Genomic DNA, 22,610 nt, shown 5'->3' with positions numbered 1-22,610 from the left:
TTCAATGAGTTCTGCTCAACTGCGATATAAGTCGCGCTAATATCAGCCGATGGACCTGACACTGCTGAGGGCGTTCGCGACGGTCGCGCGCGAGGGCAATCTGACGCGCGCCGCCGCGCAGCTGCATCTGACCCAACCCGCCGTGAGCCTGCAGATCAAACATCTGCAGGAAGCGCTCGGCGTGACGCTGTTCACGCGCTCGTCGCACGGGCTCACGCTGACGCGCGACGGCCAGGCGCTGTTGCCGCATGCCGAGCGCGCGCTCGCGGCGGCCGGCGACGTCGAGCGCGCGGCGGCAACCCTGCGCCAGGAAGTGCGCGGGCGCCTGCGTATCGGCACGATCCTCGATCCTGAGTTTCTACGCCTCGGCGGCTTTTTGCGCCAGTTGGTGGAAACCTGGCCGCATATCGAAACCGCGCTGCGGCACGGCATGTCGGGCTGGGTCCTCGAACAGATCCGCGCGGGCGAACTCGACGTCGGCTTTTATATCGGCCAGCCGTCCGAAGACGATGCGCGCGATGCCGCGCTGTTTCACTCGATTACGCTGACGCGCTTCCAGTACCGCGTACTCGCGCCGGCCGGCTGGAAAGACCGCGTCAAAAGCGCGCACGACTGGCGCGCGCTCGCCGCGCTGCCGTGGATCTGGACGCCGCCGGCCTCGGCGCATAACCGGCTGCTGTCGCGGCGCTTTGACGAAGCGGGCGTGAAACCAGTCAAGGTCGCCGAAGTGGACCAGGAGCCGTCGATGCTCGATCTCGTCAAATCGGGCGTCGGCCTCTCGCTTGCACGCGATGCGACGGCGATCGCCGAAGCGCATGCACATGCGTTGACGATCGTCGAAGGCGTCACCGTGCCGACCGAACTGAGCTTCATCACGCTCGCCGAGCATAAGGACGAGCCCGCGATCGCCGCTGCGCTGAAGCTGATCGAAATGCAATGGGCGATATGAGGCGCGCTCATGTCAGACAAAGGAGTACGCTACGTCAACGCGCCGTCACGCGCTTTTTGCTAGATTGACGGTTCCCCCGTCTCACGGCTCTTCCGCTTTCTCCCGTCCGGTTTCCCATCCGTTCGCGTGGTAAGCGGCACGCATCGATTCCCGATGCGCATGTCGCATTTCGCTTGCGGCTGCCTTGCCGTTGCGTCGTATCGCCGTACCGAGCATGCGTCTTTTCTGGTGCGTTTGCGCCGACTTTCTCTCTCAACAGGAGCACTACATGGCCCGCAACATCGAAATCAAAGCCCGCGCCCACCAGTTCGATCTGCTTCGCGAGCGCGCCGCCGCCCTTTCGCCAGACGCTCCGTTGATCTTTCGCCAGCTGGACAGCTTCTACGACGTGCCGCGCGGCCGCCTGAAGCTGCGCCAGTTCGACGACGGCACGCCTGCCGAACTGATTTTCTATCAACGCGACGATCGCGATGGCCCGAAGGTTTCGTATTACACGAGAAGCCCGGTCACCAATGCGGAAGCGATGCATTCGCTGCTCGCGACCGCGCTGACCACGCGTTGCGTCGTATCGAAAGAGCGGCACGTGTATCTGGTCGGCCGCACGAGGATTCATCTGGATCGCGTCGACGGGCTCGGCGATTTCATCGAACTCGAAGTGGTGCTCGCGCAGGATGACGACGAAGAAGGCGGCGAGGCCGAAGCTCACGATATGTTCAGGAAGCTCGGCGTACCCGAGTCGGACCTCGTTGCAGTCGCGTATGCGGATCTGCTCGATGCGACGCAGGAACCGTTGAAGGTGGCTTGAGCCTGCTCCCCGTGACCGCCGCTCGCCGGCAGCGCTATTGCGCTTCGGTCGCGCTGCCCGGCGACAGATGCCCGAGTGGCAACGGCCCATTGCGCTTGAATGTCGTAAGCACGATGTTCGAGCGCACGCTGTCGACGCCCGGCACGCGCATCAGTTTCTTCATCACGAACGACGACAACGCGGTCAGGTCCGGCGCGACGATGCGCAGCAAATAGTCGGCGTCGCCGACCACGGCGTGGCATTCGAGCACTTCGGGCAGCGTGTCGATCTGCTGTTGAAACTGCTCGATGATCGAATCGCCGTGGTGCTTCAGCTTCAGGCTCGTGAATGCCGTCACGCCGAGGCCGAGCTTTTCAGGCCTCAACACGACGCGATAGCCGTCGACCACCCCGATCGCTTCGAGCCGCTGCAAGCGCCTGCCGATCTGCGACGGCGAAAGCGGCACCTGTTCGCCCAGCTGCTGATGCGTCGCGCGCCCGAAGCGCTGCAGCACGTCGAGAAGCGCGAGATCGAAATGATCAAGCTCCACCATGACTTTTCCTCGCCTGTTCGGCCGATTCGACGCGCAATTATGGCACGCGATGCACCCCGCAAAAGGCTGTCTCGGCCGCCGCGCGGGCGTCCTGCCGAACTCGCTGCAGCGTCTTTTCTTCCGTGGAAAAATGACGCGGCCTGATATGTGACGGCTATGACGGGCTGATGCCGGGATCTTCCGATGAGCGGCAAATGAGTGACAAATGAGTGCCGAACCGACCGCCAAACTAAGCGCCGAAGAACGGGCACCGAGACTGCGCGAATTAAAGGGATGGCAAAGCGTCGCCGAACGCGACGCGATCGAACGCCGCCTTCAATTCGCCGACTTCAACGAAGCATTCGGTTTCATGACGCGCGTGGCGATCAAGGCTCAGGAAATGGATCACCATCCCGAGTGGTCGAACGTCTATAACGTCGTGAGAATCACGCTTTCTTCGCACGATGCGAACGGAGTGACCGAACGCGATGTCGAACTCGCGCGGTTTATCGACCGCATCGCGGATAGCGCATAAACCGAACCGGTCAGACGTAACTGGCGAAATGACTGCGGCCCCGTGGAATGAAAGGCTTTTGGAGGTATTCAGGGCACCAAACCTTCACTTCTACAGGCCATCCTTAAGGCGAACGTAAGAATTCCACGCATCACGTGCAGACTGATCGAGCGCTTCATGCGACACAACCTGGTGTCGCTGTACAATCATCAACGCATACGGCTTGGAGAGCGCGCTTGCCTCCTTGCACAGAACGAGTTCGTCGCCTGCGGAAGGCGAACGGGCGCGCCAGAAGTTGATCGCGGCTTCGAGTTCGTTGATCGTGATTTCGGACATGACTTTCGTGATCATCCCCGCCGCGGCATGCGGCGGCCTCCTGTGTAGCAGGCGCACCGGCGAACCGCGTGCCTGACATGCCTAACCCATTGTACTTGAGCGAAACCCATGCGACTCCTTCTGATCGAAGATGACCGTCCGATTGCACGCGGCATCCAAAGCAGCCTCGAACAAGCCGGCTTCACGGTCGACATGGTCCACGACGGCATCTTCGCCGAACAGGCCCTCACGCAAAACCGCCACGAACTCGTGATCCTCGATCTGGGCCTGCCCGGCATCGACGGCATGACGTTGCTGTCGCGTTTTCGTCAGAGCAACCGGCATACGCCGGTTATCGTGCTGACCGCCCGCGATGAACTGAACGACCGTGTCCAAGGCCTCAATTCGGGCGCCGACGACTACATGCTGAAGCCGTTCGAACCGGCCGAACTCGAGGCGCGCATCCGCGCCGTCATGCGCCGCAGCGGCCCGCACGGCGATATGCCGCGTCCGGAAGTGTCGTTGGGCGGCGTGCGCCTGTCGGGCGTCGATCGCCGCATCTTCAACGACGACAAGCCGCTCGAACTGTCGCCGCGTGAATTCGCGGTGCTCGAAATGCTGCTGCTGCGTCACGGCCGCGTCGTCAGCAAGGCGCAACTGCAGGATCACCTCACGCACTTCGGCGGCGATCTCGGCGACACCGCGATCGAAGTCTATGTGCACCGGGTCCGCAAAAAGCTCGAAAGCTGCCGCGTCGAAATCGTCACGGTGCGCGGTTTCGGTTATTTGCTGCAAGAGATCCGTCAGGCTGCATAATGGTCGTATGACCGCAGTCGGATGACGGTGTAGCGGAGCAACGCGCGGGCGCGACAGGCAACAAACGTCCCGCGCATCCGCTTCGGATGCCGGCGCCCATGCGCCGCGCGCCGCTTCAAGCCACTTCGAGTTGCTTGAAGCCGCTTTACGCGATACGGGCCGGATCAGGCCTGATAACAACGTAAAGCCGCGGCAGTGCGCCGGCATTGTCCTTTGCCTGCGGTCGACGTCCGCGGGCTCATGCATCGCGGTTCTTCGCCGTTTCCCTTTTCGCGGGTTCGAGCATGTCCTATCCGGCCGCGAACAGTCTGCGCCGCTCGCTGCTGCGCCGCCTGGCCGCTCCTTTGTCGCTGCTCGCGCTGATGAGCGGCCTGATCGCGTACTGGCTCGCGTGGCAATACACGCAGCATGTCGTCGACCGGTCGCTGGCCGATCTCGCCACCGCGATCTCGAAGCAGATTCAGATTGCCGGGCCCAATGCGCGCATTGCCGTGCCGCCGCTCGCGCAAGCGATGTTCTCGGACCCGGTCGAACATCTCGTCTACCGCATCAGCACCGGCGAAACGGAAATTGCCGGCGATCCTAACCTGCCGCTGCAGGGCACGAGCGTGCGGCGGATGCACTACGCATACGTCTTCGAAACGAAGCACGAGGGCGTGACGGTGCGCGTCGCGCAGGTACGGGTCGATCAGCCGGTCGGCAATCCGATCGTCATCGAAGTCGGCCAACCCGTGCGTCATCGTTTCCGCATCGCGGCCGAGTTTCTGATCGCGATCATGATGCCGTTGCTGCTTCTGCTGCTTGCCGGCTGGGTGATCGTCTGGCGCGTCGTGAACCAGCAGTTGAATCCGCTCACCGATCTCGCCGACTCGCTGAACCGGCAGACGCACACGTCGCTCGAACCGGTCGACGAAACCTTTGTGCCGGTCGAGATCCGGCCGCTGACCGGGGCGTTGAACGGTCTGCTCGACCGCCTGAAAACCGCGCTCGACTCGCAGCGCAAGTTCATCGCCGATGCGGCGCACCAGCTGCGCACGCCGCTGACCGCCGTGAAGCTGCATGCGGAACAGGCCGCCGTCGCGCGCGATCCGCAACAGACGCTCGCCGCGGTGCGCGAGCTGCGCGCCGCCGCCGATCGCGCGGTGCGGCTGTCGAACCAGTTGCTGTCGCTTGCGCGCGCCGAGCCGGGCGAGCAGGCCGCGCGCTTCGTCAATATCGACATGGCGGCGCTTGCCTTCGACACCGGCGCCGAATGGGTGCCGCGCGCGCTAGCCGCACACGTCGATCTCGGCTTCCAGCGCCTCGACGATCCGTCGAACGACCGCCCATTGATTGCGCGCGGCAACCCCGTGCTGCTGCGCGAAGTCATTGCCAACCTGCTCGACAATGCGCTCAAGTATGTGCCGCTCGCGCGCCTGCATGGCGGCCGCATCACGATGACGGTCGAGGAAACGGTGATCGACGGCGTCGGCATGGCGGAACTCACCGTCGAGGACAACGGGCCCGGCGTGCCCGCTACGCAGCAGCCTGACCTTTTCAAGCGGTTCTTCCGCGGCGACCGGCATCGCGAATCGCAAAGCGGCGTCGACGGCGGCGCCGGGCTCGGCCTCGCCATCGTCCACGACATCATGGTGCTGCATCACGGCAGCGTGCATTACGAAGATGCGCCCGAAGGCGGCGCGCGCTTCATTGTGCACATCCCGATCGTGATCGGCGCGGCGCGGCGCGCAGTCGGCAAAGAGCGCCACAACGAGCGGGATGGCGAGAAAGGCAACGAGGACGCCGAGCGTGTCGAGCGCGAAGCGGCGCTGCCTCAGGGCGCAAAAAAATCGGCGCATAACGCGCCGATCGATCTGTGATTACGATTCGTTGACCCCGCATGCAGCCGCGCAGGCAGCCAACATGGCAGCCCGACAAGCCTGCCGCCGCTCATTTCTTTTTCTTCTTGCTCTTCTTCTCTTTTCCGCCTTTTTCCGGCGGTGCGAGCATCGTGCCGCGACACTTGCGGGCGCCGCAGCGGCATTCGTATTCGCGCTTCAGTTTCTTCGTCTGACGCGCGTCGATCACGAGGCCGTAATCGTAGAACAGCTCTTCGCCGGCCTCGATATCACGGAGCGCATCGATAAACACATGTCCGTCGATCTCTTCGGCTTCGCAATTCGGCGCACAGGAGTGGTTGATCCAGCGCGCGCTGTTGCCGTTCACTTTGCCGTCGATCACGCCGCCGTTGTCGAGCGCGAAGTAAAACGTGTGATTCGGTTCGTCCGGGTTATGCGGATGGCGCCGCAATGCCTCTTTCCACGAGATCCGCTCCCCCTTGTACTCGATCAGGCGTTCGCCCGCTGCGATCGGTTCGAGCGCAAACACGCCTTTGCCATGGACGCCCGATTGGCGCACGGCGATCCTGCGTGAACTCATTGAATGAATCCTTGTGAAAAACTAAGGTGGACTTTCCGTCCGCTTTCCGACTGTTTTCTGGTCCGGATAGCAAACGCGGCGCCCTCATGGCGCCGCGTCGACAGTTGATGCGCATCCGCATCACAACCGGCATCCTACACGGTCGATATGATTTCGTTCAAGCGTCGGCGTGCACACGAAGCACCTTCCTGCGTATCGCTCGGAAGTTCACCGCTGCCCGAACGAAATATCGCCGAACAGCGCCTTCTGGTCGCGCGGCTGGGAACGCCAGTATTGCGGCGGCGCCTGCACCGACGCGCCCAGTTGCGCAGCGGCGTGCCATGGCCAGCGCGGATCGTACAGCATCGCGCGCGCCATGGCGACGAGATCGGCGTCGCCTTCCTCGACGAGCCGGTTTGCGTGTTCGGGATCGCTGATCAAACCGACGGCAATGGTCGGCAAGCCGGTCGCTTCCTTGATCGCCTTCGCGAATGGCGTCTGGTAACCGGGTTCGACCGGAATTTTCTGCAGCGGCGACACCCCGCCGCTCGAAACGTCGATCCAGTCGCAGCCGCGCTTTTTCAGTTCCCGCGCGAAGGCAATCGTGTCGTCGATCGTCAGTCCGCCGTCGACCCAGTCCACGGCCGAGACGCGCACGCCGACCGGTCTATCGGCCGGAAAGGCGGCCCGCACGATATCGAAAATCTCGAGCGGAAGACGCATGCGGTTTTCGAGCGACCCGCCATATTCGTCGCCGCGCCGATTCGCAATCGGCGAAAGAAATTCGTGCAGCAGGTAGCCGTGCGCGCAGTGAATCTCGAGCGCATCGACGCCAAGCCGTGCCGCGCGGCGCGCCGCGGCGCCGAACGCATCGCGAATGCGGTTGAGGCCCGGATAGTCGAGTGCAAGCGGCGGCTCCTCGCCGGCCTTGTGCGGTAACGCCGAAGGCGCGTGCGGCAACCAGCCGCCGTCGGATACCGGAATCAGCTGACCGCCATCCCACGGCGTATGGCTGGACGCCTTGCGGCCCGCGTGCGCGAGCTGCATCGCAACCGGAATGCCGGAATACTTGCGAATCGCGGCGAGCACCGGCACGAGCGCGGCTTCGGTCATGTCGTCCCACAGGCCGAGATCGCCCGGCGTGATGCGCCCGTCCGGCTCGACGGCGGTCGCTTCGATGATCAGCAAGCCCGCGCCCGACAGCGCAAGATGCCCAAGATGGATCATGTGCCACGCGGTCGCTTCACCGCGTTCGGCGGAGTACTGGCACATCGGCGAGACGACGATGCGATTCGGCAGCGTCACGCTACGCAGCGTGAGCGGAGAGAACAGGGCGCTCATGGGATGGGACTCGGTCGAACGTGAGGAGGAGCGTTCGAGAATAGCACCGGGTCCGAAGTGCTGCACACGTGTGCGAATCGTTGTTTTGCCGTTGTCCGGCCGCGGCTTGCTCTCGACGGCTTTGCTTTGGGCGCGGGTCAGTCCGCAGGCGTATCGAGCCTCTTGCTCCACGATTCGACCGCGCCGTTGGCGAGCCGCTTCGCGGCCGTCGCACGCCATGAAGGTGTCAGCGCGTCGAGATTGGCCATCTGCTCGAGCGCCGTGCGGTCGTCGCGATCGACGTAGAGCACATGCAGCAGGCGCTCCACGGTCCACTGCGGATGCACGCGCGCGAGGCGCTCGATGCGATCGCCGGCGCCGATCTCGCCTGCTTCGAGCACGCGGTAGTACCAACCGGTGCGCAGCGTCTGCTGCACGCGCCGCGACATATCGTCGCGTGAGAAGCGCAGGTTCAGTTTCCAGCACGGCTGGCGCGGCTGAGAGAGCTGTACGATCGCGTCGCCGATGCGGTAAACGTCGCCGACGCACACATTTGCCTCGTTCATGCCGAGCGTGCTGATGTTCTCGCCGAATGCGCCGCGTGATGCCAAGCGCGCAACGCCCGGCGCGGCCGTTGCGGAAACGTCGCTATCAACGCTGTTGCTGCGCTGGCGCCACTCGGTGCGCCATGTCGCGTAATGATCGAACGGATAGTGATGCAGCGCTTTTTCCACGCCGCCATGATGCGTGGAGTCGGCCTGCTCGTCGCCATCGAGGCCCGTTTCGTCGAGGCGAACGCGTCCGGTGACCGGATGCTTGTCGATCGCGCTGCGCTTTCCGGAATCGCCAAGCGGTGCGACCTTGCCCATCAATAGCGCGTCGACGCAGCACAGAGTGTCATTCATGGCGGGTATGGGCGATCGACAAGGCAAAGCGGCTGGTTATGCTCACAACGGTCTTACGACTGCTGCGCGTCGAGTTGATCGAGCCACTCGCCGAACATTCGCGATGCGGCAGCTTCGAGCGCCGGGCCGAAGCGCGCCGTCTCTTCGCGCAATTGCGATACGTCGATACCGTGCGTTACGAGTTCGCTCGCGTGACCAATCAGCCACGGTTCGAAGCGTTCGGTGCGAATCTCCGGATGGCATTGCAAACCGAGTACGTGATTGCCGAACGAAAACGCCTGGTTCTCGCAAAGAGGTGTAGACGCAAGGCGGGTCGCGCCCGCCGGCAAGTCGAACGTATCGCCATGCCAATGGAGCATCGACGTCGATCGACCTTCAAGATGACGAATTGATGACGCGCGTCCGGCTTCGGTCAACGTCAACTGTGTCCAGCCGATTTCCGCGTGCCCGGCCGCATAAACGCGTGCGCCCATCGCTCGCGCGATCAACTGTGCGCCGAGGCAGATGCCGAGCGTCGGCAAGCCCGCGGTGACGCGCTTTTCGATCATCGAAAGCAGCGGGCCCAATGTGGGATAGCGGTTTTCGTCGTAGGCGCCGATCGGCCCGCCGAGTACGACCATCAGCGACGGCGCGACCGGATTGGGCGCCTCGATGCGCGCAAAGCCGACGTCGAGATAACGGACAGGCCACCCGCGCTCGCCGAGCACGAGTTCGAGACTGCCCAGATCCTCGAAGTGCACATGGCGAATGGCCAGAACTTCGTGATTCATCGGCATATCTCACTTCGCGTTGACAAAAGAAGCACCTTCCCGCCGACGCGGGAGCATGCGCTGCACGCTGCTGCCGCCACGGCCCGATACTGCATGCGGCACGGCAAGCGCATTGCAAACGGGCGGAGCGTCGCGCCCCGCTACGTTGCTGAAGCTGGCGTCTTCGCTGGCGTTTTCACCCAGCGCAAGCGCTGCTAGCGAGCCGGCCCCGCAGTTTAGCGGAGTCAGGCCTGCTGCGCGAAGATCTTCCAGGTTTTCTTTTGCGTCGCGAGATCCGCGGTTTCGTGGACCGAGCAATCGAGCCGCAGGTCGGTATCCGACATCGTGATGTCGAGCAGCGCGCAGCGATGCAGCGACTTCTTCGGATTCTTGCTCGGTTCGAAATGCGTGCAGGTGACACACATGCGATGCACGGGAATCTGGCCTTGCACTTCGAGTTGCCGAACCGTCTTCAGCAACGTGCGATAGAACATGGCCTGTTCATCGTCGCGCAATGTGCCGACCGCCTTCGACAGGAAGTCAGGCCACTGCGCCGCACGCTTGGCCGCCGTGCGCCCGCGCGCCGTCAAACGGACCGCGAGAGCGCGACCGTCGTCGAGCGCCCGTCGCTTTTCGACGAGACCCTTGCCTTCCAGCGTGCTCACCGCATCGCTCGTCGTCGCGGCGGTCAACGCCGTTTCGCGTGCGATTTCGCCGAGACGCATCGGGCCCTTGCGCTGCATCAGCAGCACGAGAATTTCGCCCTGGGTGGGCGTCAGGCCTGCGCCTTCCGCCCATTCCCATGCCTGGCTACGCATTGCCGTGCTGAGTCGTAACAGACTGTGGGTCACCCGCCCGGTAGCCTGCTCTCCGTAAACGCCTTCGCTCATAGTCATTCGTTGGTTATTGACGACGTGCCTCTGCGTGTTGGCAGCAATGCAAACCGCCGGCAGCCGTGTGGGGTTGTCCCGCCAGAAAAGCCGGCGAGCCGATTCCTACTATCTCAAAAATTTCCTGCTTTGCACGCCTGTCCCGGCGCGTTAATGGGAGAGTCGCATACTCTCTTTTTGTCCGCAGCGACCATTGCACCCGTTTGATCGAAAAACCGCCGAAAGACCCACCGCGAGACCCGCCGATAGACCTACCGATAAGCGACACCGGATCCTTCGAATCAACCTCAACCGGGAGCAGCGGGACCATTCGCTGCGGCGAAGTCGTCATTCTATGCGAGAGCGGCGAATCGTACAGCTAAGTTGTCCAACGCAATCTGTGGATAACCACGGGAAAGACCGTTGACTGCCTGTGCGTGAATTCTCGATAACGGGCAAGCGCGTCAAAGCCGGATCCAGGCTGTCAGCCGTTGCAAGCGTTGATCCAGCGACGCTGCGCATGGTTATGATTTTCGCAGTGCTTTGACTTTTCAGGAGATTATTCTGTTGTCCACAGACAAGTGCAATGCTTGTTAACTACTACTACGTTTGTATATGTAAACATTGGAAAGAACATTGGAGCCCGAAGCCGGGGCTTTTTAAACGAAAGAACCCGCTAAAAGCGGGTTCATCGAGATGACAGAATTTGACGGAGCTTTTATCTGCTTGCCTATGCGCGCCATTGCAGGCATTGCTGACGCACTGCTTCGTGCAGCGATTTTTCGTCGTGATAGACCGTGCGCAGCCACGTTGCATCGTTCATCTGACCGCGCGCGATCGAGCCGACCTCGTCGAGCGCCTTCGTCGAACTCAATGCTTCGGCGTGCGGCGCGATTCGCTCGAGCGTTTGAATGATGTCTTCGGAGATCGTGCGGCGTTCCCCCGTTTGCGGGTCGATACAGGTGCCCGCGAGACCGAAACGGCATGCTTCGAAACGGTTAAACGTGTAGACGAGGTAGTCGTCCTCTTTTGGCGTAAGGGGTTTATCCAGAAGCAGGTGCCGCGCGAGCGTCTGGATATAGCAGGCGATGGCGGCCGCGCGATCGACCGACAGCGGCGTGTCCATCACGCGAACTTCGATCGTGCCGAAACCCGGCTTTGGCCGGATGTCCCAGTAGAAATCTTTCATGCTGTTGACGACACCGGTATGGACCATCTTCGAAAAGTATTCTTCGAAGCTGTCCCACGTCAGCACGAACGGCGCGCGGCCCGATAGCGGAAACGCGAAGACCGAATTGAGACGTGCCGAATGAAATCCGGTGTCGACGCCCTGCACGAACGGTGACGAAGCCGACAGCGCAATGAAATGCGGAATGAATCGGGACATCGAATGAAGCAGGAATAGCGCGCTATCCGAATCGGGGCAGCCGATATGGACATGCTGTCCAAACACCGTGAACTGCTTGGCAAGGTAACCGTAGAGTTCCGATAGATACTGAAAGCGCGGGGTATCGACGATCTGCCGCTCGCTCCATTGCTGGAACGCATGCGTGCCGCCGCCGCACAGTCCGACGTTGAGCCGGTCAGCCGCGGCGACGAGCGTATCGCGGATCGTGCGCAGATCGGCCACTGCCTGTTCGTGAGACGTGCAGATGCCGGTCGACAGCTCGATCATGCTTTCGGTGATCTCCGGCGTGATATTGCCTGGAATTTTTTCGTCCTTGATGAGGCGCAGCAGATCGGACGCGGCTTTGGTCAGATCATAGTCATGCGTGTTCACAATCTGCATTTCGAGTTCGATACCGAAGGTGAACGGTTTCGAATCGACGAAGGGTTCGAGTGACATGGCGTCCTTTACGAGGTTCGAGCGTTATCGCGTCGTTCGCCGACCAGCGCAAGGCTGCGGTAAACGAGCCACGGACCCACGAGCTGCAGCACGACGATCGAGCACATGATGACCGCGCGCAGCATCGGATCGAAATTCGGGTACATCGTGTAGGTGTCGTCGACGAGCAGATAGGCAAGCGCCGACATCGGCGACAGCGACAGACCGAGCGCCGCGCCCTGCTTCCAGTTCAGCCCGCTCGGCTTCGCGAAAACGAGCACGCCCACCAGTTTGCCGACGAGGCGCGCGACGATCAGCCCGCACGCCGCGACACCACCGAGCGCGATATCGCGCCATTCGAAGGTGGTCAGTGTCAGCACGAACAGAATGACGGTTAGCAACCAGCCGGCGGTGCCGAAATGCTGCGGCCACAGCTGCGGCCGCGCTTCGAGATTCTTGACGATGATGCCGGCCGCGAGCAAAGCCAGAATGGTCGATAGCTTGAAGACATGCGCAATCGCGATGGCGAGGAGCACGAGCCCGAACAACGCGACGAACGAATGCTCGTCCTGCATGTTGACGCGGCGATAGAAGAACGAGCATGTGCGCGCGAGCAGATACGCGAGGATCAGCGAACCGACGAGCAGATAGAGCGGCTGGAGAATCGTTGCGAACACGTTGCCGTAAATTTCCTGATGCAGCCAGCCGGACGCGAGCTTTTCAATTACGACCGCATACATGCTGTTCAACGCCGTCAGCGTCATCAGACGCTGCGTGACCTGCCCTTCGGCGCGCAACTCGGTTTTGAGCTGGATCACCATCGCGGGCGACGTCGCCATTGCAATCGATGCGAGCACCATCGCAGTCATGACCGGCACGTGCACGAACAGCAGGACGGTCAGCACGAGCACGAAGGTCAGCGTCGCTTCCGCGATGCTCGAGAGGATCAGCCACGGATTGCGGCGGATCCAGCGCAAGTCGAGCCGGCTGCCGAGCTCGAACAGCAGCAGGCCGAGCGCCACGTCGAGCAATGGCCGTGCTGCGCTCGCGGACTCCGCATCGATCACGCCCGACCCCGCAGCACCCGCGATCAATCCGATTACCGCATAACCGGAGATACGCGGCAAATGCCATGCGCGATAGCACAGCTCGCCACACAGGCCCGCGGCCAGCAGCGCGAGCCCCGCCCAAAAAATGGCATCGGGCGTGAGAGGCCAGGCGGGAAAAAATGAAAACGCCGACTTCATCGTGATGGGTTCTCCTTGTGAGACAACCGCAGCAGGCCGGAAAAGCCGGAATGGACGGAACCTGCCCAAAGGGAGCGGCTGACGAGCAAACCCCTGAGCAAATCCCGGACTCGGAGAAGCGGCTCGTCGCAACGGGCGCTCGCGCCGACCTGTGTTGCGCTTGTCAACGATCGGGTGAAAAAACGGGACGAACATGCCGATGCCGCGTCACTGCGCGCGCATCGTCACGGGTGATGGAACGCCGTCGACTTTCGAATCAGATTCTGATGAACCGGCAACCGTTCCTTGGGTGCGCTGCGCCACCGTGAGCGGCAGTCGGCGCGTGAAGAACGGCGATTGTGCCATAGCTTTCTTCTACCAGCTGGCAAAAGCGCCGAACTCCCCGTCAAAGAGGTAAAACGTACGACATCTGCATGACAAAAGGAAAAAGCGACCTTTGTCGGCATGCACTGGGGGCGGTTCTTCCGTCCACAGATTGAGTCTGCAAGCGCTTTGAAATGTGCGTCGGCCTGCATTCCAGCCTGCATTCAGGAAGGGTTGCGGTTTCCATTTGGCCTGTTTCTGGACGGAAAGTTTGCGATGACCTGCTTGGAGTCGGCCGACCACATCGGCGCGGGTCTTCTACTCAAAGGTTTACCTGTATGTATACGTAGTAGAAGTTAACAAGGGCAAGCCGCTTTTGTGGACAACACCGGTTTACCGAAAGAAATCATCGTTTTGACGCGCGCATAACCGGACGCATAGCGTGTGCGTGCAGCGGTTGCTTCTGCTGGTAACTTTTGGGTGTTAAACGACTGGGCTCCAGTTACCCCGTTTACGTCCACATCGATTCCACACGCGTTTCGCGTCGAATTCGACCGGTTATCCACAGACGCGCGTGGATAACCAGTCGTCAGTGCGGCGCGATGCGATTGCGCTCAGTCAAATTCGTTGTGCCGCAATGCGCGCAACAGAAAACGGGCAGGGTCGATTGCTTCGGCGAGTTCGCGCTCGAGCGGCCATGGTTCGCCCTCGAGCTGCGAGGCGATCAGTTCGGCGCCAAGCGTGGCCCAGACGAGACCGCGCGAGCCGTAGGCGAACGCGCCGAACAGTCCGTTCGTGCGCGGCAGGTCGCGCGCCCACGCGCCGCGCAATTTCGCGGCATCGGCGATCGCTGCGGCTTCGTCGGCGAGCATGCCGATCATCGGCAGCCGGTCGCTCGTAACGCAGCGAAATGCGACGCGGCCCGTCAGCACGTGCAAGGCATCGTGTCCGTCGGTTTCAATCGATGAGAACGGGCCGGCAAGCGACGGCAGCATCCGCGCGACGCGCTCGATATTTTCGAGGTGCGCTTCGGTACGCAGCGCGGTGTCGGCATCGTCGATGTCGTAGGTGGCGCCCGCGAGTGTCGTGCCGTCGGCGAGCGGTATTGCGTAGCCGTCGCCGATCACAGGAAGACGCAGTCCTTCGAGCGTGCCGATCGGGCCGGTCGCGCGATCCTGCAGCAAGGTCAACTGCCCGCGCACGCTGCGTGTCGGCGCATGACTCAAGCCGGCGACGCGCGCCGCTTCATGAGCATTCGCAACGATGACGACCGGCGCGCACGCGATTACCTGGCCGGCGACATCGAACACAGCCCACTGATCGCCGGTGCGTTCGATGCGGGCGGCTTCGACACCGTAACGCCGCTCGAGAAGACCGCCGGCGCTTGCACATTGCGCCGCGCACAGTTGCGAAGGATCGATCCAACCGCCGCGAGGAAAAAAGCAGCCGCCTCGCGTGACCGGTACGCCCGCGATGCTTGCGGCCTCATCGCGTGACACGGCCGTCACGAATTCGGCCGGGTACGCAAGCGACGCCAATACCTGTGCGAACGACTGCGCTTCCTCTTCGGATTCGGCGATCTGCAGCAGTCCGTCTGCACGATGCGTGATAGGCAAGTTGAGATCTGCAAGCGTCGACCAGCGTCGCAACGCGTATAGAAAACCCGCGCGCGTGACGCGCGAAGCAACGCTGTCGTCGCGCGCGAGCATCGGATGAAAAACGCCAGCCGGATTGCCCGATGCTTCGCGCGCCGCCGCGCGGTGCCGCTCGAGCGACGTGATGCGCCAGCCGCGCGCTGCAAGCCGTTCCGTTATCGCGCAACCGGCCAGTCCGGCGCCGATCACGATCGCGTGTCGCTCGCTTACCGGAAGCGGCAGCGGCGGTTCATAGCGCCGCACGCGCCAGCGCGGCGCGAAGCGGCCGACGAGCATTGCGCGCTTGCCCGCAAAACCGTCGACCTTCTTGCATTCGAAACCGGCTTGCGCGAGCCCGCGTTTGACGTCGCCGGCGCTCGAGTAGGTGGCGACGGTTGCGTCGTCGGCTGCGAGACGCGTGAGCGATCTGAAAACCTGCGGGCTCCACAGGTCGGGATTTTTCGATGGCGCGAAGCCGTCGAGATAAATTGCATCGGCGCGCATCGATAGCGACGGCAACGTGTCGAGCGCATCGCCGAATACGAGTGTGAGCGTCACGCGCCCTGCTTCGAATTCGAGACGGTGCATGCCCGGCACGAGCATCGGCCATGCATCGGCAAGCAAGCGCGACAAATGCAAGATCGATGCATCCGCAACGATCGTTGCGTGGGCGGTGCGCAAATCGGCCTGCGAAAACGGATGCTTTTCGACCGATACGAAGTGAAGTCGCTCGCAGCGCGCCGGGTCGGCGCGCCACTGCGCCCACGTCGTCAGAAAATTGACGCCGAGGCCGAAGCCAGTCTCAAGAATGCTGAATATCCGGCGTTCGCGCCACCGCTCGGGCAGCGCGTTGCCGTTCAGAAACACATGCCCGGCTTGTGCGAAAGCGCCGGCGGCGCTGTGGTAAATGTCGTCGTGGCGTGGCGAATACGGCGTGCCGTCCGCGCGAAAAACGAGCGTGGCGGGTGTGAGCGTGGCGGCCATGCGAAGTGAAAAACGATCTGGCGGTTCGGAGGCAATGCTGCGTCGACCCAACTGGAACCGCTTGCGGCGGGCGCTTTGCACGGGTTCGAAGAGCGTTTCGATGGCGCTCGACGTGCCGTTGCACGGGCAAAGCCGCTCCCATGCGCGCGCAAAACGTTGGCAAAAACCAACGCTGAAACGCCCCGAAACCCCGTCCGGGACGCGAATACGACGCCAAAGGAGCGCAAATTGCCGATTTCCATGCTGGATCAGGCGCAGCGCGATGTAATTCTTCGAAACCCTTGTCCAGATTGGGTTTGCGCTGAGCTATCATAGCAAGCGCCGCGAGGGAAGCGGCAGCACGGCGTTCGATGCAGTGCGGCAGCGCGCTGCTTAGGTCGGGGAATTCCCAAGCCGTCGCTGCTCGACGGCGCGGCGCGCGCACGTATAATCGGCGCGTTCGCGCTGTTCGTGTCAACCTAAACCAGAAAGGAACCTTAATGAACAAACAGGAACTGATCGACGCCGTCGCAGGGCAGACGGGCGCCAGCAAGGCTCAAACCGGCGAAACGCTGGACACGCTCCTCGAAGTAATCAAGAAGGCAGTGTCGAAGGGTGACTCAGTTCAGTTGATCGGCTTTGGCAGCTTCGGTTCGGGCAAGCGCGCAGCACGTACGGGCCGCAACCCGAAGACCGGCGAAACCATCAAGATTCCGGCCGCCAAGACGGTCAAGTTCACGGCCGGTAAGGCATTCAAGGACGCAGTCAACAAGCGTTAAGCGAGTTTCTTTTTAGCTTCGCTGCATTTGTTGGCACCCGCCGTGAGGCGGGTTTTTTTCGTCCGCGTGTTTATCGCATCGCTCAATGACGATGCACGATCTGACCTTCGCGATGGTCGTGGCCGTCGTCGTGCGCATGGTCGTGATCGTGGTTGTGATCATGATCGTGCGTTTCGTCGTCTTCGAAATTCGCGTCCCAGGAAGGAAACGGATCCACGAACTGCAGCCAGCCGCCCGGGCCGAGCGCGTATTCGTCGTCGGTCAGCAAGCAAGCGTCGAACTTCGCCTGCCAATGCGCGCGATCGATGTCGACGCCGATCATCACGAGTTCCTGGCGGCGATCGCCGATCGTCGCGTCGTCCGGGTCGCCGTACCAGTCCGCGGCGATTTCGGCCATCAGCTCGTCATCGCCCTCCGGCCATTCGCTGCGATCCTGCGCCGCCCACCACATGCCCGCCGGGCCGTGCCGGCACGCGCCGCCCGCTTGCGACAGCATGCCGCCCATGTCGTTGCGCGTCGCGAGCCAGAAAAATCCCTTGGTACGCAGGATTCCTTGCCACTCTTCGTGCATCAGCGCCCATAGACGTTCGGGATGAAACGGCCGTCGTGCGCGATAAACGAAATGGCCGATGCCGTACTGGTCGGCTTCGCCGGTATGCGCATGCTCGTGGTCGTGATGCAGCGACGCGAGCCAGCCTGGCGCATTCGACGCGCTGTCGAAATCGAAGCGTTTCGTGTCGAGTACTTCGGATAACGGCACATCGCCGAAGCGGCTCACGATCTGCAACGCGCGCGGGTTGATCTGCGCGAGGATGCGTTGCAGCTTCGCCAGCTCATCGGCACCGACGAGATCGGCCTTGTTCACGACGAGCACATCGCAGAATTCGATCTGGTCGATCAGCAGTTCGACGAGCGTACGGTCGTCTTCTTCCGATGCGGCGATGCCGCGCTCTGCAAGACCGTCGGCGCACGCATAGTCGCGCAGGAAATTGAATGCATCGACGACGGTTACCATCGTGTCGAGCCGCGCGACGTCGGTAAGCGACGCGCCGTCGTCATCGACGAAGGTGAAGGTTTCGGCAATCGGCATCGGCTCGGCGACACCGGTCGATTCGATCAGGATTGCATCGAATCGATTTTCGGCGGCGAGGCGCCGGATCTCCGCGAGCAGATCGTCGCGCAGCGTGCAGCAGATGCAGCCGTTCGACATCTCCACGAGCTGCTCTTCGACATGCGAAAGTTCGGCGGCATCGCGTACCAGCGCGGCGTCGATATTGACGGCGGCGAGGTCGTTGACGATAACGGCGACACGAAGTCCTGCCCGGTTCGCGAGGATGTGATTGAGGAGCGTCGTCTTGCCGGCACCCAGAAAACCGGAGAGCACGGTGACGGGCAATGGCGGCTGGTTCATTGCGGTACCGGAAACGTGAGCGGAAAAACGCAGTATGCGGCAGGCCGGGACGGGCTGGAGCGTTCTACCGGTGTTTGCAAGGCGTCGCGGGCGCAGCGCCCGACGGGCGGACAGATGCGGCAAGTGCGGCAGATGCAGCAGATCGCGTCGATACGAAAGGCGGGCGGCCGGCGCGCGGCGTGAAGCCGCATTGTGCATCAAATGGCGGGAACCCGCCGCGCGTGGCGCGGGAACGGATGAAGCGGATTTGCGGGAGCACGCCGGCAACGTCGAGCGGCGTGCCGTGGCGCCGTTACTTCGTAGCCGGCATCAGCTTCCACTTTTGCAGGATCGCGACGATCTGCTGCGCGTACTTGTCGCGTAGCGCCGGCGTTTCCGAATGGTAGGCGCCGATCGCCTGCCACGTATTGCCGTACTTGTTCATTTTCTGACGCAGATGCCATGCGGCGATATAGACGTTCTTGCACGGCTCCATCAGCGTGCCGCTCGAAATGCCGTATTGAGCGAGCGCGGGCAGGTGTACCGAATTGATCTGCATCACGCCGTAGTCGGTCGAGCCGTTCGCATTCTTATGCAGCGCGTCGGGCCGGTTATGCGATTCCTGCCATGCGATGGCCCGCAGAATCAGCGGATTGACTTTCTGGTACTGGGCCGCCTCGTCGAAGCAGTCCGCCCGTGCGGTGCCCGCCGCAAGAAGCGCGGCCAAGGCGGCGGTAACGGTCAAAAAGATCGGCTTCATCGGGCTTTAACAATAAATGGCAGCAGAACAGCCGCAGTCGCAATAAAGGACGGCAACGACCATCAAGATGACTAAGCAAATCAAAAATAAAAAATAAAGACGGTGCGCATGCTCACAAAAAAATGCCCGGGCAGCGTGGCCGATCTTATGCAATTGAGCACACCATCGGGGAAAACCCGCTCTAGCCAGGCGTCTTCGTCGCCTCGAACCGCCCGTATCATACCGGCAGACGATCGCGCGTCAATGTTGCCGGGCCGACATATACCGCGCGAATCGTGGCGTCCGTGTGTCATTGCGCGCGCAACAAGACCGAATGCTTTCAATCCCTTACGGAGCCATAGACCGTCAGTGAGAACTCAGGCAGTCACCTGGTTTTGTGACATTTCCGACACGAAAAGCTGGTACTGTTGCTGCTTTTCCGAATACCGGACCGCTGGCGCCCGTATGGCGATCGAGACCCAACGAGTGTGCCAGTCGATGACGGGGGCGATGTCTTACCGCGGTATTCGCTGCGAACAGTCGGCGTAAAACGCCGGCATCCATATCAGATCCATGAGAAGAAACCGTTTTGTGTTGCGTCGCTCGGCAACGGCGCTGGTACTGGCTGGCCTTCTTGCCGCGCAAGTCGCGTATGCGCAGGTCACGCTCAACTTCGTCAATGCCGACATCGATCAGGTGGCCAAGGCCATTGGCGCCGCGACGGGCAAAACCATCATCGTTGACCCGCGTGTCAAAGGGCAGCTGAATCTGGTGTCCGAAAACCCGGTACCGGAAGACCAGGCGCTCAAAACGTTGCAGGCCGCCTTGCGGATGCAGGGCTTTTCGCTGGTGCAGGATCATGGGGTGCTGAAAGTCGTACCGGAGGCCGACGCGAAACTGCAAGGCGTGCCGACTTACGTCGGCAACGCACCGTCCGCGCGCGGCGACCAGGTCGTCACGCAGGTCTTCCAGCTCAGAAACGAGTCGGCGAATAATCTGCTGCCGATCCTGCGGCCGCTGATCTCGCCGAACAACACGATTGCCGCATATCCGGCCAATAACACGCTGGTCGTGACCGACTACGCGGACAACATCCGCCGTCTCGCGCAAATCATCGCGGGCGTCGATACGGCGGCCGGCCAGCAGGTGGTCGTCGTGCCGCTCAGAAACGCGAATGCGCTCGACGTGGCGCAGCAACTCACGAAGGCGCTCGACCCCGGTGCGGTCGGCAGTACCGACGCGACGCTGAAAGTGTCGGTATCGGCCGACCCGCGAACCAATTCGCTGTTGCTGCGCGCATCGAATGTCGCGCGCCTGAATGCCGCGAAGATGCTCGCGAGAGAGCTCGATGCGCCGACTGCCGAACCTGGCAACATGCACGTCGTGCAACTGCGCAATGCCGATGCGGTAAAACTCGCGAAGACCTTGCGCGGCATGCTAGGTAAAGGCGGCGGCGATAGCTCGTCGAGCGGGGGCGCCGGCGGCGGGGGCGGCGGCGCGAACTCGTTCAGTCAGAATCAGGGCGCAGGCGGATTCGGCAACAGCTCGACCGGCACGTCGGGCACGCCGCCGTTGCCGGGCGGTTCGTCGAGTTCGTTCGGCGGTTCGTCGTCGCTCGGCGGCGGCAGCTCGTTCGGCGGCGGCGGTTCGTATGGCAGCGGCGCGGGCAGCAGTTCGCCGTTTCTCAGCAGCGACAAGGATCAGGACGACAATCAGCCGGGCGGCATGATCCAGGCCGATTCCGCGACGAATTCGCTGATCATCACCGCATCGGACCCTGTCTACCGCAATCTGCGCGCGGTGATTTCGCAACTCGACGCGCGCCGCGCGCAGGTTTACATCGAGGCGCTGATCGTCGAGTTGAACTCGAATACGAGCGGTAATCTCGGCATTCAATGGCAGGTCGCGAACAATTCGGTTTTTGCCGGCACGAACCTTCAGACAGGCCAGTCGAACAGCATCATCAATCTGACGGCCGCGGCCGCGACCGGAACGCCGCCCGGTCTCGCGGGAGCGATCGCCAACACGGGCGGGCTTCAACAGGGCCTGAACGTCGGCTGGATCCACAATATCTTCGGCGTGCAGGGACTCGGCGCGCTGCTGCAGGCGCTGTCGCAGACGTCCGATGCGAACGTGCTGTCCACGCCTAACCTGATTACACTGGACAACGAGGAAGCGAAGATCGTCGTCGGCACGAACGTGCCGATCACGACGGGTTCGTTCTCGAATTTGACCAGCGGCAACACGGCCAACGCATTCAACACGTTCGACCGCGTCGACGTCGGCTTGACGTTGCACGTGAAGCCGCAGATCACCGACGGCGGCATTCTGAAGCTGCAGCTTTACACGGAAGACTCGGCAATCGTGACCGGCACGAACAACGCGGCGACCAACCCGGCAGGTCCCGAATTCACCAAGCGATCGGTGCAGTCGACGGTGCTTTGCGACAACGGCGAGATCATCGTGCTCGGCGGTTTGATGCAGGACAACTACCAGGTTCAAAACAGCAAGGTGCCGTTGCTCGGCGATATTCCGTGGATCGGCCAGCTGTTCCGCTCGGAACAGAAGACGCGCGAGAAGACGAACCTGATGGTGTTCCTGCGGCCTGTGATCCTCAGCGACGCTGCGACGACGCAGGCCGTGTCGGCGAATCGCTACGACTACATTCAGAATTTGCAGGGCGCGTACAAGTCGGACAACAACATCATGAGGGATAAGGACGATCCGGTCGTGCCGCCGATGCCGGTCGGCCCGAGCGAGGGCGGTTCGGCATTGAACCTGTTCGATCTCGACAAGATGCGGCGTCAGCAGATGGCGCCGCCGCCGGCTGCGGTTCCCGCTCCGGCGCCTGCACAGATTCCGGCTCCGACTCAGGCCCCTGCCGCGGCGACCGCTACGCCTGCTCCGGCTCCGGCGATGATTCCGGCGGCGCCCCCGCCGGCGAGCGGCACCGGACAAGGCATTCAGTCTCCGGGAGCGCATCCGTGAGCACGCAGCCGATGGCCGCGTCGCACGCGCCGATCGGCGCGGACGGCGCGCGCGATGCGAAGGAGTTGCCGGCCGGCGCACCGGCCGCGAACCGCGAGGGACCGTCGGCGCTCGCAGCACGGCTCGTGCCGTACGGGTTCGCGCGAAGCGGCCAGATTCTCATTGCGCACCAGCATCCGGACTCGCTCGAAGTGTGGATCAGCGACCGCACGAGTGATGCGGCGTTGGCTGAAGTCGCGCGAAATTTCGGCGTACTGTCCGTTGTGCGGATGCCGGCCGACGAGCTTGCGCAGGCGATCAACACTGCCTATGCGCGCCAGGACGGCAGCGCCGCGCAGGTGGTCGGCGAAGTGGAAGGCGAAGTCGATCTGTCGCGGCTGATGCAGGACATCCCCGAAGTCGAAGACCTGCTCGAGTCCGAAGACGACGCGCCGATCATCCGGATGATCAACGCGCTGCTTACGCAGGCGGCGCGCGAGCAGGCTTCCGATATTCATATCGAGCCTTTTGAAAATGCATCGGTCGTGCGCTTTCGCGTCGACGGCACGCTGCGCGACGTCGTGCGGCCGAAGAAAGCGCTGCACGGCGCGCT

20 protein-coding genes are annotated in these 22,610 nt (G+C 62.4%); 8 read left to right on the top strand and 12 right to left on the bottom strand.

What is annotated here, in order from left to right; genetic code table 11:
• Positions 1–49 precede the first annotated feature (49 nt).
• A complete protein-coding gene (locus QYH69_RS17220; protein WP_308833063.1) occupies positions 50–949 on the top strand; it encodes a LysR family transcriptional regulator in 900 nt (299 codons plus the stop codon).
• Between the two features lie 268 nt (positions 950–1,217).
• Entirely contained in the window at positions 1,218–1,754 is a 537-nt protein-coding gene (locus QYH69_RS17215; RefSeq protein WP_075155367.1) for a class IV adenylate cyclase, read from the top strand.
• Between the two features lie 34 nt (positions 1,755–1,788).
• Here QYH69_RS17215 and QYH69_RS17210 read toward each other — a convergent pair whose 3' ends face one another.
• Positions 1,789–2,286: an Lrp/AsnC family transcriptional regulator gene (locus tag QYH69_RS17210; RefSeq protein WP_308833062.1), complete on the bottom strand. Its 498-nt coding sequence runs from the start codon at positions 2,284–2,286 to the stop codon at positions 1,789–1,791.
• Positions 2,287–2,491: 205 nt separating this feature from the next.
• Here QYH69_RS17210 and QYH69_RS17205 point away from each other — a divergent pair, with 205 nt between their 5' ends.
• Positions 2,492–2,800 (top strand): 4a-hydroxytetrahydrobiopterin dehydratase, encoded by a 309-nt coding sequence (locus tag QYH69_RS17205; protein WP_308833061.1) that lies wholly within the window; start codon positions 2,492–2,494, stop codon positions 2,798–2,800.
• A gap of 90 nt (positions 2,801–2,890) precedes the next feature.
• Here the strand turns inward: QYH69_RS17205 and QYH69_RS17200 are convergent, their stop codons facing one another.
• Complete coding sequence (locus QYH69_RS17200; protein WP_308833060.1) at positions 2,891–3,115, bottom strand: DUF3717 domain-containing protein; 225 nt, start codon at positions 3,113–3,115, stop codon at positions 2,891–2,893.
• A 108-nt stretch (positions 3,116–3,223) separates the two neighbouring features.
• Here QYH69_RS17200 and QYH69_RS17195 point away from each other — a divergent pair, with 108 nt between their 5' ends.
• Positions 3,224–3,910: a response regulator transcription factor gene (locus QYH69_RS17195; RefSeq protein ID WP_075155370.1), complete on the top strand. Its 687-nt coding sequence runs from the start codon at positions 3,224–3,226 to the stop codon at positions 3,908–3,910.
• 284 nt (positions 3,911–4,194) lie between these two features.
• Positions 4,195–5,769, top strand: a complete 1,575-nt coding sequence (locus tag QYH69_RS17190; RefSeq protein WP_308833059.1) for a sensor histidine kinase N-terminal domain-containing protein — start codon at positions 4,195–4,197, stop codon at positions 5,767–5,769.
• Positions 5,770–5,839: 70 nt separating this feature from the next.
• Here QYH69_RS17190 and QYH69_RS17185 read toward each other — a convergent pair whose 3' ends face one another.
• The 8 genes from QYH69_RS17185 to mnmC all read right to left on the bottom strand — a co-directional run bounded on the left by QYH69_RS17185 (position 5,840) and on the right by mnmC (position 16,143).
• Positions 5,840–6,328 carry an SET domain-containing protein-lysine N-methyltransferase gene (locus tag QYH69_RS17185; protein WP_308833058.1) on the bottom strand — a complete coding sequence of 163 codons (489 nt, stop codon included), beginning with the start codon at positions 6,326–6,328 and terminating at the stop codon, positions 5,840–5,842.
• Positions 6,329–6,535: 207 nt separating this feature from the next.
• The gene (locus QYH69_RS17180; RefSeq protein ID WP_308833057.1) at positions 6,536–7,648 is read right to left on the bottom strand and encodes an NADH:flavin oxidoreductase/NADH oxidase; all 1,113 of its coding nucleotides are present in this window, start codon (positions 7,646–7,648) and stop codon (positions 6,536–6,538) included.
• A gap of 137 nt (positions 7,649–7,785) precedes the next feature.
• Entirely contained in the window at positions 7,786–8,532 is a 747-nt protein-coding gene (locus tag QYH69_RS17175) for an MOSC domain-containing protein (RefSeq protein ID WP_308833056.1), read from the bottom strand.
• A 53-nt stretch (positions 8,533–8,585) separates the two neighbouring features.
• Positions 8,586–9,302, bottom strand: a complete 717-nt coding sequence (locus QYH69_RS17170) for a glutamine amidotransferase (RefSeq protein ID WP_308833055.1) — start codon at positions 9,300–9,302, stop codon at positions 8,586–8,588.
• A 224-nt stretch (positions 9,303–9,526) separates the two neighbouring features.
• Entirely contained in the window at positions 9,527–10,171 is a 645-nt protein-coding gene (locus QYH69_RS17165; RefSeq protein ID WP_075155375.1) for a MarR family winged helix-turn-helix transcriptional regulator, read from the bottom strand.
• Between the two features lie 709 nt (positions 10,172–10,880).
• Positions 10,881–11,996, bottom strand: coding sequence for a YbdK family carboxylate-amine ligase (locus tag QYH69_RS17160; protein ID WP_308833054.1), 1,116 nt, complete (start codon positions 11,994–11,996; stop codon positions 10,881–10,883).
• Positions 11,997–12,004: 8 nt separating this feature from the next.
• Positions 12,005–13,222 carry a cation:proton antiporter gene (locus QYH69_RS17155; protein ID WP_308833053.1) on the bottom strand — a complete coding sequence of 406 codons (1,218 nt, stop codon included), beginning with the start codon at positions 13,220–13,222 and terminating at the stop codon, positions 12,005–12,007.
• 917 nt (positions 13,223–14,139) lie between these two features.
• Positions 14,140–16,143, bottom strand: coding sequence for a bifunctional tRNA (5-methylaminomethyl-2-thiouridine)(34)-methyltransferase MnmD/FAD-dependent 5-carboxymethylaminomethyl-2-thiouridine(34) oxidoreductase MnmC (mnmC, locus tag QYH69_RS17150; protein ID WP_308833052.1), 2,004 nt, complete (start codon positions 16,141–16,143; stop codon positions 14,140–14,142).
• A 479-nt stretch (positions 16,144–16,622) separates the two neighbouring features.
• Between mnmC and QYH69_RS17145 the strand changes: the two genes are divergently transcribed.
• Positions 16,623–16,901, top strand: coding sequence for an HU family DNA-binding protein (locus tag QYH69_RS17145; protein ID WP_018441348.1), 279 nt, complete (start codon positions 16,623–16,625; stop codon positions 16,899–16,901).
• An 82-nt stretch (positions 16,902–16,983) separates the two neighbouring features.
• Here the strand turns inward: QYH69_RS17145 and QYH69_RS17140 are convergent, their stop codons facing one another.
• Both QYH69_RS17140 and QYH69_RS17135 read right to left on the bottom strand, forming a co-directional pair.
• Entirely contained in the window at positions 16,984–18,312 is a 1,329-nt protein-coding gene (locus QYH69_RS17140) for a GTP-binding protein (protein ID WP_308833051.1), read from the bottom strand.
• Positions 18,313–18,604: 292 nt separating this feature from the next.
• Positions 18,605–19,051, bottom strand: coding sequence for a lytic transglycosylase domain-containing protein (locus QYH69_RS17135; protein ID WP_308833050.1), 447 nt, complete (start codon positions 19,049–19,051; stop codon positions 18,605–18,607).
• Positions 19,052–19,603: 552 nt separating this feature from the next.
• Here QYH69_RS17135 and gspD point away from each other — a divergent pair.
• Both gspD and QYH69_RS17125 read left to right on the top strand, forming a co-directional pair.
• A complete protein-coding gene (gene gspD, locus QYH69_RS17130; protein WP_308833049.1) occupies positions 19,604–22,018 on the top strand; it encodes a type II secretion system secretin GspD in 2,415 nt (804 codons plus the stop codon).
• Positions 22,019–22,029: 11 nt separating this feature from the next.
• Positions 22,030–22,610, top strand: a 581-nt coding sequence (locus QYH69_RS17125) for an ATPase, T2SS/T4P/T4SS family (protein ID WP_374992440.1), incomplete at its 3' end; no start/stop codon positions are given.

This window comes from Paraburkholderia sp. SARCC-3016 (genome assembly GCF_031119615.1).
Classification (GTDB): Bacteria; Pseudomonadota; Gammaproteobacteria; order Burkholderiales; family Burkholderiaceae; genus Paraburkholderia.
This window is presented reverse-complemented; position numbering and strand designations above follow the sequence as displayed.

Coding starts and splice junctions, on each gene's coding strand:
- QYH69_RS17220 (WP_308833063.1), top strand. CDS start 50: ATGGACCTGACACTGCTGAGGGCGTTCGCGACGGTCGCGCGCGAGGGC.
- QYH69_RS17215 (WP_075155367.1), top strand. CDS start 1,218: ATGGCCCGCAACATCGAAATCAAAGCCCGCGCCCACCAGTTCGATCTG.
- QYH69_RS17210 (WP_308833062.1), bottom strand. CDS start 2,286: ATGGTGGAGCTTGATCATTTCGATCTCGCGCTTCTCGACGTGCTGCAG.
- QYH69_RS17205 (WP_308833061.1), top strand. CDS start 2,492: ATGAGTGCCGAACCGACCGCCAAACTAAGCGCCGAAGAACGGGCACCG.
- QYH69_RS17200 (WP_308833060.1), bottom strand. CDS start 3,115: ATGTCCGAAATCACGATCAACGAACTCGAAGCCGCGATCAACTTCTGG.
- QYH69_RS17195 (WP_075155370.1), top strand. CDS start 3,224: ATGCGACTCCTTCTGATCGAAGATGACCGTCCGATTGCACGCGGCATC.
- QYH69_RS17190 (WP_308833059.1), top strand. CDS start 4,195: ATGTCCTATCCGGCCGCGAACAGTCTGCGCCGCTCGCTGCTGCGCCGC.
- QYH69_RS17185 (WP_308833058.1), bottom strand. CDS start 6,328: ATGAGTTCACGCAGGATCGCCGTGCGCCAATCGGGCGTCCATGGCAAA.
- QYH69_RS17180 (WP_308833057.1), bottom strand. CDS start 7,648: ATGAGCGCCCTGTTCTCTCCGCTCACGCTGCGTAGCGTGACGCTGCCG.
- QYH69_RS17175 (WP_308833056.1), bottom strand. CDS start 8,532: ATGAATGACACTCTGTGCTGCGTCGACGCGCTATTGATGGGCAAGGTC.
- QYH69_RS17170 (WP_308833055.1), bottom strand. CDS start 9,302: ATGAATCACGAAGTTCTGGCCATTCGCCATGTGCACTTCGAGGATCTG.
- QYH69_RS17165 (WP_075155375.1), bottom strand. CDS start 10,171: ATGAGCGAAGGCGTTTACGGAGAGCAGGCTACCGGGCGGGTGACCCAC.
- QYH69_RS17160 (WP_308833054.1), bottom strand. CDS start 11,996: ATGTCACTCGAACCCTTCGTCGATTCGAAACCGTTCACCTTCGGTATC.
- QYH69_RS17155 (WP_308833053.1), bottom strand. CDS start 13,222: ATGAAGTCGGCGTTTTCATTTTTTCCCGCCTGGCCTCTCACGCCCGAT.
- mnmC (WP_308833052.1), bottom strand. CDS start 16,143: ATGGCCGCCACGCTCACACCCGCCACGCTCGTTTTTCGCGCGGACGGC.
- QYH69_RS17145 (WP_018441348.1), top strand. CDS start 16,623: ATGAACAAACAGGAACTGATCGACGCCGTCGCAGGGCAGACGGGCGCC.
- QYH69_RS17140 (WP_308833051.1), bottom strand. CDS start 18,312: ATGAACCAGCCGCCATTGCCCGTCACCGTGCTCTCCGGTTTTCTGGGT.
- QYH69_RS17135 (WP_308833050.1), bottom strand. CDS start 19,051: ATGAAGCCGATCTTTTTGACCGTTACCGCCGCCTTGGCCGCGCTTCTT.
- gspD (WP_308833049.1), top strand. CDS start 19,604: ATGAGAAGAAACCGTTTTGTGTTGCGTCGCTCGGCAACGGCGCTGGTA.